The sequence below is a fragment of the Gleimia coleocanis DSM 15436 genome, from assembly GCF_000159015.1.
Classification (GTDB): Bacteria; Actinomycetota; Actinomycetes; order Actinomycetales; family Actinomycetaceae; genus Gleimia; species Gleimia coleocanis.
The window spans coordinates 1-13,980 of sequence record NZ_DS999545.1 but is presented as its reverse complement, the minus strand read 5'-3'; the positions used below and the strand labels follow the sequence as shown (position 1 = coordinate 13,980).

Here is a 13,980-nt window from a genome sequence, read left to right as displayed (position 1 = left end):
AGCAGTACATCCTGATATTTTTGGAGTGAATTATGACTAATGAAAAACGTCCCCCAGTTGCTTTGGTTGTTGCTGGTTCTGAATCCACTGGTGGTGCTGGTATTCAAGCGGATCTAAAAACTTTCCATCAGCAGGGCGTATACGGCATGGGATCTTTAACTTGTATCGTTTCTTTTGACCCACAAAACAATTGGAATCATCGGTTTGTTCCAGTTGATTCGCAGGTCATTAAAGAGCAGGTGGAAGCTGCGGTGGCCTGCCATGATGTTGATACCGTAAAAATTGGTATGCTCGGTACGGTTCCAACCATTGAAGCGGTTGCTGAATCCTTGCAACAGCAGGAGTGGAAGAACATTGTGCTTGACCCCGTGTTGATTTGTAAAGGCCAAGAAGCTGGGGCAGCTTACGACGTTGATCAAGCTCTAAAAGCCAAAGTTTTACCTTTAGCTACGGTTGTCACTCCGAACCTTTTTGAAACTGAGGCACTTTCAGGTATTAAAGTTGAGACTGAGGATGACCTGATTGAGGCTGCTAAACGTATTGGTGAGCTTGGCCCACGTTATGTGATCGCTAAAGGTGGTGTGGAACTACCTGGTGATGAGGCGGTTGATATCTTGTGGGATGGTGAAAAGGTTACTCGTTTTGCACGTCCTAAAGTTGGTCAGGAACGTGTTGGTGGTGCGGGCTGTACTTTGGCAGCTGCTATTACCGCTGAGCTGGCTAAGGGAGCAGCAATTGAGGATGCGGTTGCTACCGCGAAGGATATTGTAACTGCTGGTATCGAAGGACGCTTAGAAACCCATCACCCGCACGCTACCCTGTGGCAGCAAGCGGTTGTAGAACACTGACTTAGCTTAGGAATACTTGCGGGATCTATCGGCACTGACTACTTTCTTCTTGCCTAAACTGTGATTTTTAACCACGATTTGCACACTAACTGCGACTTTCATTTCGATAAGGGTCGCAGTTAGTGTAATTGTTTAGCATCTAAATCAAATAAAAGTGTTGGTAAAGACCTGAAGTTGATTACGTAATCACTTGATAAGTTGAGTGATTGATGCCTCTTTTTCGCTTTCCAGTAGCGCGTATACCAATTGCTTACTAGACTTGGTTATGAAAAATGACCAACGCTAAAAAATAAGGAGAAAAGTGTTATGAAGATCGGTATCGTTCTTGGCACCATCCGTAAGGGCCGTAACGGTGAAACCCTGGCTAAGTGGCTGCTCGAACAGGGCGCACAGCGTGAAACCGGTTTCGAATACGAACTGATTGACCTGGCTGACTTCGCACTGCCAGTACTTGACAGCGAAGGCATCCCAATGGCTCTGGAAAAGAACTACGAAGATGAAGTTGTTCGCGCATGGTCCGCTAAGGTTGATGCTTGCGACGCATTTGTATTCGTTACCCCAGAATACAACCACTCTGTTCCAGGTGCATTCAAGAACGCTTTTGACCACTTGGCACCTGAATGGGCTGGCAAGCCAATCGCATTCGCAGGTTACTCTTGGTCCGGTGGTAAGCTGGCTGTTTCCGCATGGCGTCAGGTTGTTGACACCCTGCAGATGAAGCAGGTTGAACAGGCACTTGAATTCAACCTGGGTACCGAATGGGTTGAAGGTGCTTACCAGCCAGCTGCAGGCCAGGTAGAAAACGTGGCTGCAGTTCTGGATGCTTTGGAAGCTCTGACTAAGTGATTTAGTCATTACTTAACTGGTGCGAGCCGCCCTTTGTGGGTGGCTCGCATTTTATTTTAGGGTGGTTTACGCTTCGTTTAGTTGGCTTGCTCGCGCTTCGATAGTTGCGGATGCGAGTTGAAATAACGCGTTAAATTGGGTGAGTGTAGCGTTTAGGTTCTTATCAGTAATGATCACGTTTACGGGTCGTCTCAGTAGTTTCCAAAATATGCTTTGTGAATCAGGAGCGATTTGAACTTCCGTGTAGGCTTTCAGGTAGTTTGTTTCGACGAAGGCGTCAAAGTTTGCAAATAAGTCAAAGTATGATTGGTTTTGTTCCCAGGCGCATTGCGGGTCAGAGTGGTTGTGTTGCGTGTAGTATCGTTGGATTTCTTTGAAAAATAGGTCGGGGAAATCGTGGTATGGTGCTTTTCCTTTAGTTTGGTTTAAAGATGGTGAGCTTAGTATAGGTAGGGGCATGAAGTTTGCTAGGCAGTGTGTGCGTTGACGAAAGATTGTCATATGTGCCAGTAGTTGCGCTATTTCTTCTGTGTGGTTGTGGAAATGGGTGGGATGGTTCTCAAAGAGTTGGCTGACTCTTCTGATTCTGTCATCGTGATAGGCAGGCATGGGGGAATGGACGGGTTCTCCTTTTCCCCATAGATAGTTTTCGAGGGCGCGAATTAAAGCCCCTCCGCTGGTCTTGAAGCTTAGGATGGTTTCCCCGCTGAAACGGATGGGGGTTTTAGTGGCGGTTAAGTCTGGCCAGTAGTGTTGGTAAAAATATTCGTTTAGTTCCCAGTCGTCGCAGTGCTTGTTTCCGTTTGGGGTGGGAATGGGGGTTAGTAGTTCTGTTTGGGTGAACATGGTTTTCTTCCTGTGTTTTATTTCAGTATATTACTCAAGATGATAACTATGGTTTCGCGGAAAACGATAGAGAAAACCTAAAAATTACGTGCGACCATCGTTGCGTATTTAGCTCACGAAACTGCACGTATGCCCCAGAGATTGCACGAAAGTTCAAAACCGGGTTTAGTTAAACTAACAGGTCTAGTAAAAAATCAGACTAAAGACCCGGAAACGAACAAAGGAGTTACCATGAGTCAAGCAGTAATGAATGCGCAAACTCGCCAAAATGCCCTTGAAGAAATGACTAAAGGCGTTGATTTGTTAGTGATTGGCGGTGGCGTAACTGGAGCTGGAATCGCTTATGACGCTGCACTAAGAGGGCTTAAAACCGGTATCGTTGAAGCTCAAGACTGGTCGTCTGGAACTTCATCACGTTCCTCCAAACTCGTCCACGGTGGGCTGCGGTACCTCTACCAGATGGATTTTAAGTTAGTGCACGAAGCTCTTACAGAACGTGGTCTTTTATTAGAAACTACCGCACCTCACTTGGTAAAGAAAATGCCATTGCTCTGGCCGTTTAAACAGCCAGTTATTGAACGTGCTTACTCAACTGCAGGTGTGGGTCTTTATGACGTAATGGCGCAGATAGCACATCGTGGTTCAGTGCCAATTCAAAAACATTACAGTAAACAGGGAGCGTTGGAACTTGTTCCGGACTTACGTCAGGATGCCCTCATTGGCGCAATGGTCTACTATGATGCTCGCGTTGATGACTCTCGATTGGTACTAAATCTGGTGCGTTCTGCAGTGGAATACGGTGCGCGTGCGGCGAATCGTACTCAAGTAATTGCCATGAATAAGGAAAATGGTCGGATTGTTTCAGCGACACTTAAAGACCTTGAAACCGGCGCGGAATACGTTGTTCCTACTAAACAAATCATTAACGCAACCGGTGTTTGGACGGAAGAAACCGAAAAACTCGGGGGAACAGAAGGCGGGTTGAAAGTATTGGCTTCAAAGGGTATTCATATTGTCGTTCCAAAAGATCGTATTAATGGAAAAGTCGGTATGTTTGCTCGTACTGAAAAGTCTGTGCTCTTTATTATTCCTTGGAAGCGTTACTGGATTATCGGAACTACTGACACGAAGTATGTGGAAGATTTCCGCCACCCAGTTGCTAACGCTACTGATGTTGATTACATCCTGGATCAGGCTAACCAGGTTCTGGCGAATCCTTTGACACGCGATGACATTATCGGTTATTACGCGGGATTGCGTCCTCTGTTACAACCGGGCACAAAAGATGGGGATTCTACAAAGTCCACTAAGGTTTCGCGTGAACATACGGTTACGGAAGCAGTGCCGGGGCTGATTATTATTGCGGGTGGTAAGCTAACTACCTATCGGGCTATGGCTGAAGATGCAGTTAACTTCGCATTGGGTAGGGACGAAGTAAAACGTCGTCCTTCACTTACTAAGACCACGCCACTACGTGGTGCTGTGGGCTATCATGCTCTGTGGAATCAGCGTGCGGAATTGGCAGCTAAGTCTGGTTTAAGTGTTGATCATATTGAAGATATGCTGGACCGTTACGGAGACGATATTCACTTGTTGTTGGATTCTATTGATGCTGATCCTGGTTTAGCGGGCGAGTTAGTGGGCGCACCAGAATACTTGCGTGCAGAAATTGCTTTCGGGGTTACTCACGAGGGCGCATTGCATATCGAAGACGTAATGTGTCATCGTACGCGTTTGACTTATGAACACCGTGATCGCGGTTTGTCGGCCCTGCCGGAAATCGCTGATCTTATGGCGGAGTTGCTGAGCTGGGATGATGCTAAAAAACAGGCTGAGATGGCTGCTTATCAGGCTCGCTGTGAAGCTGAGGAAGCTGCTTTATTGATTTCTGAAGAGGCTGAAGCGCAGGCGGTTCGTGGGCGCCACGGAGATGTTACGCCGTTGGAAAGCGTAGGCTAAATTCAGGTGGGAATCCTCATTCGTGTATGAGTTGTTGAATTTATACTCATGAAATTCATATCCCAATGAGTGGTTGCCTATAAGTTTTAAAAAAGTTGTGCCCCCATAAACTTTATGGGGGCACAACTTTTAGTATGTTACTTAGTTAGTGAAAACGGTGAATCGGAAACTGTAGAGTTCTGGGTTGTAAACGTGGTTACCCAGTTCAACTACGCGTCCTTCCTTAGTGAAGGCAATGCGATCCATGGTTAACACAGGTGAGCCAACTGCAACTTTTAGCATTTCTGCTTCTTCTTCGGTAGCAGGGCGAGTACCGATAGTTTGATTTGCAGATGCCACTTTAATATCCCGTGGGGCGAAGCATTCGTATAGTCCTTTTTCGTGCAGTTCCCCCCAGGAAGGAGCGATATCTAGTGGCAGATAGTTACGTAGAATCGCAAGTGGACGGTCGTCAATGCTACGAATGCGAATCACGTGCAAAGTGCCTTCGCCAGGATTTATGCCCAGGTCTTTAGCGACTTCATCGCTGGAGGGGACTACCTGGTAGGAGGTTACACGTGTTGACGGAGTGTAGCCAGCTTCAACTAAGTCATGGTTAAGCGAACTAAGCTCGACGGGACGGTGAATCTGAGATGGCGCTACGCGAGTGCCGATACCTCGGCGACGAACTAGTAAGCCACGGTTCACGAGTTCCTGAAGGGCACGACGTAAGGTTGGTCGGGAGACGTCTAGTCGCTTCGCCATGGAGATTTCGTCTTCCACTAGCTGTCCCGGGGATACCAAACCTTGTGCGATTGCGTCTTCGAACGGGTCTACAATCTGTTGGTAGAGCGGAATAGTTGAGTCTCGGTCGATGTTGACCTCAAGCTGGAAGGGGGTCTCCATGTAAGTCTATCTCCTGTTTTGTTAATAGAGCAGAACTCTACGCTATTAGTAATACAAAAGTATTTGATGGTGCGTTATTTGTTAATATGGAGAGAAGGGATTGTGAACGCAAAACTTGCAAACGCAATAAACCTCATAAAACTATTTATGTAAACCAGATATCAAGTTAACCTGTATATATTAAAATATCGTACTTTCCCTATAAATACAAACGAAAATCTAGAACTTACTTCCGGGCTACGTCAATATAAACGAAGTTAATAGATGTCACGAATGTGACAGAATCTGCATGCCCTGCATACAATCCCGCTAGGAAATATTTCCGATACCTAGATAAACTTAAATCTGTGCGACAACTAAACCTACTTTCTAACGGGTACACACCCTATCTAGAAGGCGACCGTATCCAACGTGAAACTTTCCAAAAAGTCAGAGACAGAGAAGTCGACGACACCCTAATAATCGTAGAATTTGAACCCACATACACTGCGGGTCGACGCACAAAACCAGAAGATATACTAAACACCGACCTTCCCGTAATTGAAGTAGACCGGGGAGGATCAGTTACCTGGCACGGGCCAGGACAACTTGTAATCTACCCAATTGTGCGACTCGGTGAACCAGTAGATCGCATTAAATACATACGAGCCGTAGAAGCAGCCGTAGTGGAAGCTATTCGCGATACCTGGAACCTACCAGTAGAAATCATCGAAGGACGCGCGGGAGTATGGATGCGTAACCCCGACCGTAAAATCTGCGCACTGGGACTCAAAGTAGCCCAAAATACAACCATGCACGGGCTAGCACTAAATCTCTACCCCAACTTTGACAACGCTTTCACAGGAATTATTCCCTGCGGACTCAATGACGCCGGAGTCACTTCACTCCAACAAGAAGGCATTACCACCACACTTCAAGAAGCTGCTGACGCACTCGTAAAAAAACTCAACGAACACCTCCGCCCACTCCTATGGGCAACCGTCGGTGACCAGCTAGACGCATCAGCGCAAATCCAGCAAACCCCCAGCCAGACTGGAAAGGAAGCCTAAATGTCCACGCTACCACAACCAGAAGGCCGCAAACTCCTACGTATCGAAGCTCGTAACCAGCAGGTACCACGTGAAGAACACCCAGACTGGTTAAAAACCCGTGTCTCAAACGGACCAAACTACCAAGAAATGCGTGGGCTAGTAAAACGCGGCTCCCTTAACACAGTCTGCGCCGAAGCAAACTGTCCAAACATCTACGAGTGTTGGGAAGATCGCGAAGCATCCTTCCTAATCGGAGGCGCAATATGCACCCGACGCTGCGCATTCTGCGATATCGCAACCGGGCGTCCCGAAGGATACGACCAAGACGAACCACGCCGCCTTGCAGAATCCGTACAAGAACTCGGTTTACGATACGTAACCATTACCGGCGTAGCTAGAGACGACCTACCAGACGGAGCTTCCTGGCTATACGCGCAATCCACCCGTGAAATTCACGCACGCATGCCCGGAACTGGTGTAGAACTACTGGTAGATGACTTTAAAGGCGATATAAACGCGCTACAAGAAGTCTTCGACTCCGGCCCTCAGGTATTCGCACATAATATAGAAACTGTGCCGCGCCTAATGAAAATAATTCGCCCAGCATTCCGCTACGAACGTTCCTTAGCAGCTATCCGAGCAGCGAAAGATGCTGGCATCGTCACCAAGTCCAACTTAATCTTAGGGCTCGGCGAAACCCGTGAAGAAATCGAACAAACCATGCGAGATCTGCTGGAAGCAGGTTGCGACATACTTACCATCACACAGTACCTACGCCCCTCCCCGCTACACCACCCAATCGATCGTTGGGTAAAACCACAGGAATTTATTGAACTACGTGACCTCGCGTATGAACTGGGATTCCCCGCATGTATGTCTGGCCCATTAGTACGCTCATCATACCGCTCCGGCAAACTCTGGGTTGAAGTTATGCAAAAATTCGGTCGTGAAATCCCCCCACAGTTCAACGAGTTAGTAGCCTTCGCCTCTCAGGGAGCAGCCCATCAAGAAGCTGAAGCAGTACAAGCACGTCTAGATGCACGCGCGGCACTGACAAATAAAAAAGCCTGACGCGTCCAACACTAAAAAGTCATATGCGAACACAACCTCGCATATGACTTTTTAAATTTATAACCTACTACATCACAAGCGAAAGCTCGTACTCAAATGTGCTCAAAATCAGCTAGAGAATAAATCTTGCAGCCCCAGCTTAGACACCTTCCCATTTGAAGACACAGGAAAAGACTCCACAACACGAATAGCCCGAGGCAACTTATAGCGTGCCAAATACTGACCCGCATAGTCACGTACCAAAGCCAACACCTCAGAATCAGAAAATGAGTTTAAAGCAACGCCCTCCGGAAAATCTAAATTTGGAAGCAAAACCGCCGCCACCGCCTGACCCCACTCGTCATCAGCTATCCCCACAACCTGCGCGTCACGCACACCCGGCATAGTCCGCAAAACCTCCGCAACAGGCTCAGGTAAAACCTTTTCACCACCCGTCATAACAGTGTCCGAAGCTCGCGCAACAAACTGAATCACACCATTACCATCCACAAAACCCAAATCGCCCGTCAGCAACCAACCATCTATAAAAGAACTCTCACTCAAACCCTCATCCTGCCAGTATCCACGCGTAACCGACGGACCCGCACACACCAACATACCGACAATGCCAGACGGAACACCCACTAAAACCCCAGCTTCTGCCTGCTCAATATCAACAACGCGAACCTGCGTAAAAGGAAAAGGAACCCCCACACCATTCAAAGACAAAGATGCCATTCCCGGAGTTAAACACGTACCCGACGCGGACTGCTCAGTCATCCCCCACACGTTATAAGGAAACCACCCCACCTCATGCATTTTCTGAGCAACAGGTAAAGGCAACGGGGAACCACCAATAAGTGGGCGCGAAAAACTTGATAAATCGCGCATATTAAACGCGGAACTACTCAGTAAACGCTGATAAATCGTAGGTACTCCGAACATCATCTGCACACGGAAACGCTCAAACACTGCGAGTACGGTTTCGGCATTAAAACCTTCAATCACCACTACCGTGCCGCCACTGTACGCTAAATCTAAGGTAGTGCCATTAAAACCACCAATATGCGATAGTGGCGCAACTACTGCTTCTACGCAATCAGAAGAGTACTCAAAAACCTCCCGGAAATTACGGCAGCCCCACCAGAGGTTCGCATGGGTTAAAGCCACCCCTTTCGGATGGCTGGTTGTGCCAGAAGTATAAATAATCGTGCCCAGCACATCTTCATTACAATTAGGGAGATTATTTCCGAGGGCGGGCTCCCTTGATGTAACTAAGCTCGGTAAAACACTCAGTGAAATAACTTTAAAAGCATTCTTAATATTTGTCTGCAGCAAACGTGATTCTTGCGCAGGACCAGCAAAAACCAATTTAGGGGCACAGTCATTTAGAACCACATTTAGCTCATCTGGCTGATAATGCTGGTCTAAAGGCACTGAAATTGCCTTCACACCAGCGCACGCAAAATGGATTAGCAGATGCCAAATAGTGTTAGGACCATAAATAGCAACTCTATCTCCGGTGGAAACCCCATGTTCTTTCAGTAAAGTCACAAGCCGCAACGCTAAATCATAGGACTGGGTTACCGTTGTTTGTTCAGTGATTAATAAATCCTGAGGAAACTGCGAGTCAAGCTTACCTTCAAAAATCGAAGTATGAGGATGAGCTACTCCAACTAAATGTAGATTATTAGGTTTGCGCATAGCCGCTGAACCTAATAGGTTTAATGGGGAAAAATCTAGCGCAATAGGATTCAAAGTGTCATAAGGTAGTGGGTGCTCCATAAAATTATTATGCCCTAATGTTAGTTGTTTGAGTTTTGCTGCTAACTTGCCTTCTCTGACACTTCCAGTGGTTACGTTAAGAAAATAAATGAGAACCAGCTAAAGTTATAAGAGTGAATTTGCTTATTGACGTGTCTTTTGGGGAAAACTACGTATTCACTCCTGATGCTGTAAGAGAAGCTGCTGGCGTGGACCGGCTCAGCGACCTGCGTAACCGGCATATTCGAGAACTTCCAGCTGTTGAGAACCTACATACACCAGCAATTCGTAACGCGTTGATTTATATTCTGCGTGACTCTGTACGTAAACGTGAAAAATTATGGCTACTCCCGATGGCCGCAGAAGCATATGCGGAATGGGTAGATTGGTTAGATGGAGAAGTTATCGAAAAACTAGGCCCTGAGCAGGAAGCTCAAGGGCAAATTATTGCTCCCTATGGGATTTCTCCGCTTAAACTAGTAAGTTTTTTAGCAAATCGTAAAAATCCTGATGACTTAGATTTTTTGCGTAAATCCCTACATGATATTGATGGGCTTCATCTCACTGCTGGCGTATATCGGCAAGTTGTGAATGCAGGGGTACGTGTTATCGAACGCTCAAAATTTGTACGCGTAGCGACCACGCCTAAATTTATTGCCTACGCAGTGGTGTTAATTTATTCCGCCCTGCGCGCGTTACCTGTAACGTTCGTTAAAGAATTTGAAGGGTCTCTGGCAGTGCTATGGGCGATCGACTTAGGCACAGCAATTCCGTACACTTGGGGGATCATCACGATGGTAACGGCAAAACGGCTTTGGCTTCGTCTGGTTGGTATTGTCGTCACCGTTGTAACTTTTATAGCGCCTTACCTTTACTTTGGTTCGCATGGAAACAACTATCCGTTACACGTAATTGCGATAGTTACGGTCCTTATCTTAGTGACATTTGGTTGGGAAACCTACCGTGTGAAGGCGGATAAGTATGTGGAAACAGTCTTAACTTCACCGCCAGATTTAATGATTTAAAACGAAAGTTTCTTTGAGATAGCGCACGTATTGTTGGGGAAACTAGGTAAATCCCATATGCTAAGGAAGTAGGTTGGTTAAAATAAGGTTTTCAAGTGCATTCAGCATTTTAAAAAACTGGTTTAGCCAGAACATGATGGAGAATATACTTTGACTACTAAAAAGGATGCTGTCCAAAAGCAGCTAAACTGGCCATTGCATAGATATGTAGCTGCCTGGTTTGTGCACGGCTTCACTATGACTGGATTACTATGGGCGCTGCTAGCAGTTTTGGCGCTTTATAACCAGGAATACAAGATGATGTGGCTGTGGCTGGGGATTGCGTTAGTGGTCGATGCAGCTGATGGCCCAATGGCTCGTAAAGCTAAAGTTACTGAAGTTGTGCCATGGTTTTCAGGCACAATGATGGATAACGTAGTAGATTACCTCACTTGGACTTTCATTCCAGCAGTATTTATGGCGCAAGTATTGCCGTTGGGACCTTCTATCCTGCCAATTATTGCCGCCTGTATGGTGCTGATGTCCTCAATGTTCTGCTACGCAAATAATCTGATGAAGTCTGCTGACTGGTATTTTGTGGGGTTCCCTGCTGCTTGGAATATTGTGGCAATCATTCTATGGGTGTTTGACTTCGGGGTTTACACGAACTGGGCTGTAATCGTGATATTTACAGTATTGGCAGTTGTCCCATGGAAGTGGGTACATCCTTTCCGCGTGAAGCAGTATCGTGCTTTTAACGCTGCGGCTGCTGTGGTCTGGGTGCCCGCAACCGCACTGCTGGTTTATTTCCAGCCAGTTACTCCGCTGTGGGTAACTATTCCCTGGTTAGTTGCAGGTTTATGGATTCTTGCAGCTTCTGCAATCCGTACTTGGCGAGGTCGTCCAGACCGCCTAAAATAGCAACCCTTATTTAACGCTTGCTTGCATGAAAAACTGGGTTTTCATGCAAGCAAACGTTTTTATGATCCTGCAGGTATTAAAACTACTTCGCGTGAAATAACCCCACGGCACCTTGCTCAGCGCGAACCATTGAATGATCTACGAAAGCGTAGCTACCAGACTCAGGTAGAGTAAACTCAACGAAACCACCCTGCGCAGCACTTAAAGCTAGCGTCTGCGAACCATTCCCATGAGTGCCCGTCACTGGGTCAATACCATCTTTAAGTAAGTACCTACCTTCAGCCCAAGTGGAATCGAACTGGGAACCCACTACGTGGAAAGAAGTTCCAAGATTCGGGCCAGCAGCTAGAATCCAAACACGTACCCTACTGCCAACAGTTACTTCAAGTGGTTTTACCCGATACTGGTAGGGAACTCCATTGAAAGCCATCAAATCAGGTCGCACCGCCTGAAGTTTTTCAACAGAAACCGGTGAATCTTCAGACGGTAAATAAACCTCAGACTGCACCATCACATACTCATAGTCCACAGCAGTCAAATCTTCAGGATCAACAATTACCGCCCCATACATGCCTGCTGCAATATGCATCGACATGGGCGTAGTAGAACAGTGGTATAACCAGATTCCTGCTCTTTGTGCAGTGAACTCGTAAACCAGTTCTTCGCCTGGCTGAATCGAACGCATAGGCTTATCTGGTGCTAAAAATGAAGCATGGAAGTCAATAGAATGAGCCATTGATCCTGCATTTTTTAAAGTCACTATGAACTTGTCGCCAATTTTGCCTCGCAAAGTTGGGCCAACGGGACCACCGTTGAAAGTCCAGATGGGGCGCATAACATCAGCACCAATAGGAATCTTCTTTTCCGTAACTGTAAGAGTTACCCGATGGGTTAGTGGCCTACCTGATGTTTGAACTTTCACTGGGGGAAGAACCGGATCAACATAAACATTAGATGGATTTTGTAAAAACGCCTGCATTCCTGGGATCTTCCAAGCAGTTTCATTGCTGTGATTCTGATGGTGAGGAGTTGCAGTGTGAGGGGAAGAGTTTAGTGTATCGCCCTCGGGAATAATCTGTATTTCCATGCCAGCTTGTCGGTGCCCAGCAACTGAACACCAAGCTTTCAGTGGGGCAGAAACTACTCCTAAATCGAGAATCGCAGATTCGCCAGTTTTCAAAAGTGGAGTTTTCACGCCCGTTTCCGCGACCAAATCATGTGCCATAGTGTCATGATTCGTGAAGGAAATCTTTACCGCAACGCTTGCAGGCACTTTCAACACGTTGGGTGAGAAAGTCATATTTCGCGCAGAAATTTCAAAAACCATGGGTGGGTGCGTAGCAGAAATTTCCGAGGGCGTTTTGTTTAAACTCCCCGTCAGCAGGAACAAAATGGCGACCATTGTGAAAGCTGTGACTGTTGCTAGGGCTTGAGTGAGGTTGAAAGCTCGTTTTTGGTGAGGCTGGGTTTCCATGTTCATTTTCCGTTCGCTAGTAAGTTAGGGCGATTTTCAGGAGTCGGCACAGGAGTAAACTCTGCTGGTCTGGAGCGTAACTGCCGTAACACCAGGTAATTGAGGAAAAGTAGATTTCCCAAAAGGAATACCCAACCTAATTCCCAGGCAGCGGTGTAAGAGGGGAGGAAGAAACTGAACGCTAGATTCAGGTTTGGGAATAATACTCGCAATTCCGTATGTTGATCCAGCTTACGGTAGGTGTCTTTAAGGGCTGGGCCTAGTCCAATAATCATGGGTAGTAGGTAGGCCAGTGATCCGAGGAGGATTTGTGCTACACCGACCATCAACAGGGGTAGTAGTGATGTTATTTCTAAGCGCAGTTGGAAGGGGTTGTTGAAGATAGCCAGGTAGGTGAGTCCGATAGCTCCTGCCACTAGCCAGAATGCGCCAAAAAGCAGGGTTTGGGTGGGGTATCCCCAGTGGGCGCCTTGTTTTAACGGTAGGACCGCGACTATGGTGAGAGTGAGGAATAGGCTGGTGAGAATAAGTGTGCCGGCGATTAGAAGGTGTTTGTTTAGGTAGAAAGTGCCTGCGAGTAGGGTAGTTACTCCGAAAATTGTGGGTAGGAATCCGTGGGTTAGTACTGCGCGTGCTTGGGGGATTACTTTGGTGCGACTGGTGGTCGGTAGCAGGGTGCCGAGGGTTGTGAAGATAGTTATTCCAACGAAAGATATGATATTTGCGGCAACGTGGGTGAGTAGTAGCGCGTCGCGATTTTTTAGGGAGATAGCGTTAAGGTTCTCAAGTCCCAGAAATAGTCCGAGAGTTATGCCGGTCAGTAAAATAGCAGTGGCAAGCGCATAGTAGCGCACTACACCGGATAGTGGGCTTTGGAAAGAGGCAGTGTGAATGGCGTGCAAAAGCGATCCGAGTAGCCAGGTGAAGCTGGCAATGATGAGTGCGTATCCGGCGATTAAGAGATAGATATTTCCGAGGGTGAAGCTGGCAACTAATAGTAGGGTTCCGGTGTTGTGGGTGAGTAAACGGTATGTGGGTTGTTGCGATTGGAAGTTTGAGTAACGTAAGAGTGTTATTGCGAAGTGCCAGATCCACACGAGTATGGAGGAGGTAATGACTCCTAGGGTGAATATATGTATGGTGAGCCACCATATTTGTTGACCGAATATGATAGTTGCGGTTGCGGGGAAAAGTTTGGTGAAGCCAGTGGTGATGAGGGTGAGCGAAACCCAGGTGGCTAGAGTGATTCTGTAGATTCGGTAGACTGGGGATTTACGCATTTTTAGATCCTTTCTTTATAAGTAAACCAGAGGTTAGTAGGTGACTTATAGGGATAAAGGAGCGGACTCATC

Annotated in this window: 12 protein-coding genes; 7 read left to right on the top strand and 5 right to left on the bottom strand. The window is 46.9% G+C overall.

Annotated features, from left to right (window positions below; genetic code table 11):
* Positions 1 to 32: 32 nt before the first annotated feature.
* Both thiD and HMPREF0044_RS04885 read left to right on the top strand, forming a co-directional pair.
* A complete protein-coding gene (thiD, locus tag HMPREF0044_RS04890; RefSeq protein WP_006547013.1) occupies positions 33 to 848 on the top strand; it encodes a bifunctional hydroxymethylpyrimidine kinase/phosphomethylpyrimidine kinase in 816 nt (271 codons plus the stop codon).
* 306 nt (positions 849 to 1,154) lie between these two features.
* Positions 1,155 to 1,694 (top strand): NADPH-dependent FMN reductase, encoded by a 540-nt coding sequence (locus tag HMPREF0044_RS04885; RefSeq protein ID WP_006547012.1) that lies wholly within the window; start codon positions 1,155 to 1,157, stop codon positions 1,692 to 1,694.
* A gap of 66 nt (positions 1,695 to 1,760) precedes the next feature.
* Here HMPREF0044_RS04885 and HMPREF0044_RS04880 read toward each other — a convergent pair whose 3' ends face one another.
* A complete protein-coding gene (locus HMPREF0044_RS04880) occupies positions 1,761 to 2,540 on the bottom strand; it encodes a DUF6994 family protein (RefSeq protein WP_006547011.1) in 780 nt (259 codons plus the stop codon).
* A 231-nt stretch (positions 2,541 to 2,771) separates the two neighbouring features.
* Between HMPREF0044_RS04880 and HMPREF0044_RS04875 the strand changes: the two genes are divergently transcribed.
* Positions 2,772 to 4,499, top strand: a complete 1,728-nt coding sequence (locus HMPREF0044_RS04875) for a glycerol-3-phosphate dehydrogenase/oxidase (protein ID WP_040313031.1) — start codon at positions 2,772 to 2,774, stop codon at positions 4,497 to 4,499.
* A gap of 141 nt (positions 4,500 to 4,640) precedes the next feature.
* Here the strand turns inward: HMPREF0044_RS04875 and HMPREF0044_RS04870 are convergent, their stop codons facing one another.
* The gene (locus HMPREF0044_RS04870) at positions 4,641 to 5,384 is read right to left on the bottom strand and encodes a GntR family transcriptional regulator (protein WP_006547009.1); all 744 of its coding nucleotides are present in this window, start codon (positions 5,382 to 5,384) and stop codon (positions 4,641 to 4,643) included.
* A gap of 347 nt (positions 5,385 to 5,731) precedes the next feature.
* Here HMPREF0044_RS04870 and lipB point away from each other — a divergent pair, with 347 nt between their 5' ends.
* Positions 5,732 to 6,433 (top strand): lipoyl(octanoyl) transferase LipB, encoded by a 702-nt coding sequence (lipB, locus tag HMPREF0044_RS04865; protein ID WP_006547008.1) that lies wholly within the window; start codon positions 5,732 to 5,734, stop codon positions 6,431 to 6,433.
* Positions 6,434 to 7,486, top strand: a complete 1,053-nt coding sequence (lipA, locus tag HMPREF0044_RS04860; RefSeq protein WP_006547007.1) for a lipoyl synthase — start codon at positions 6,434 to 6,436, stop codon at positions 7,484 to 7,486.
* 108 nt (positions 7,487 to 7,594) lie between these two features.
* Here the strand turns inward: lipA and HMPREF0044_RS04855 are convergent, their stop codons facing one another.
* Complete coding sequence (locus HMPREF0044_RS04855; RefSeq protein WP_006547006.1) at positions 7,595 to 9,250, bottom strand: class I adenylate-forming enzyme family protein; 1,656 nt, start codon at positions 9,248 to 9,250, stop codon at positions 7,595 to 7,597.
* A 113-nt stretch (positions 9,251 to 9,363) separates the two neighbouring features.
* Here HMPREF0044_RS04855 and HMPREF0044_RS04850 point away from each other — a divergent pair, with 113 nt between their 5' ends.
* Both HMPREF0044_RS04850 and HMPREF0044_RS04845 read left to right on the top strand, forming a co-directional pair.
* Positions 9,364 to 10,254: a hypothetical protein gene (locus HMPREF0044_RS04850; RefSeq protein ID WP_006547005.1), complete on the top strand. Its 891-nt coding sequence runs from the start codon at positions 9,364 to 9,366 to the stop codon at positions 10,252 to 10,254.
* A gap of 150 nt (positions 10,255 to 10,404) precedes the next feature.
* Positions 10,405 to 11,154 carry a CDP-alcohol phosphatidyltransferase family protein gene (locus HMPREF0044_RS04845; RefSeq protein ID WP_006547004.1) on the top strand — a complete coding sequence of 250 codons (750 nt, stop codon included), beginning with the start codon at positions 10,405 to 10,407 and terminating at the stop codon, positions 11,152 to 11,154.
* Positions 11,155 to 11,236: 82 nt separating this feature from the next.
* On the opposite strand, the gene HMPREF0044_RS04840 is transcribed toward HMPREF0044_RS04845, so the two are convergent.
* Positions 11,237 to 12,634: a multicopper oxidase domain-containing protein gene (locus HMPREF0044_RS04840; protein WP_006547003.1), complete on the bottom strand. Its 1,398-nt coding sequence runs from the start codon at positions 12,632 to 12,634 to the stop codon at positions 11,237 to 11,239.
* Positions 12,631 to 13,908, bottom strand: a complete 1,278-nt coding sequence (locus HMPREF0044_RS04835; protein WP_006547002.1) for a hypothetical protein — start codon at positions 13,906 to 13,908, stop codon at positions 12,631 to 12,633. The genes HMPREF0044_RS04840 and HMPREF0044_RS04835 overlap by 4 nt, the downstream gene beginning before the upstream one ends.
* Positions 13,909 to 13,980: the final 72 nt, after the last annotated feature.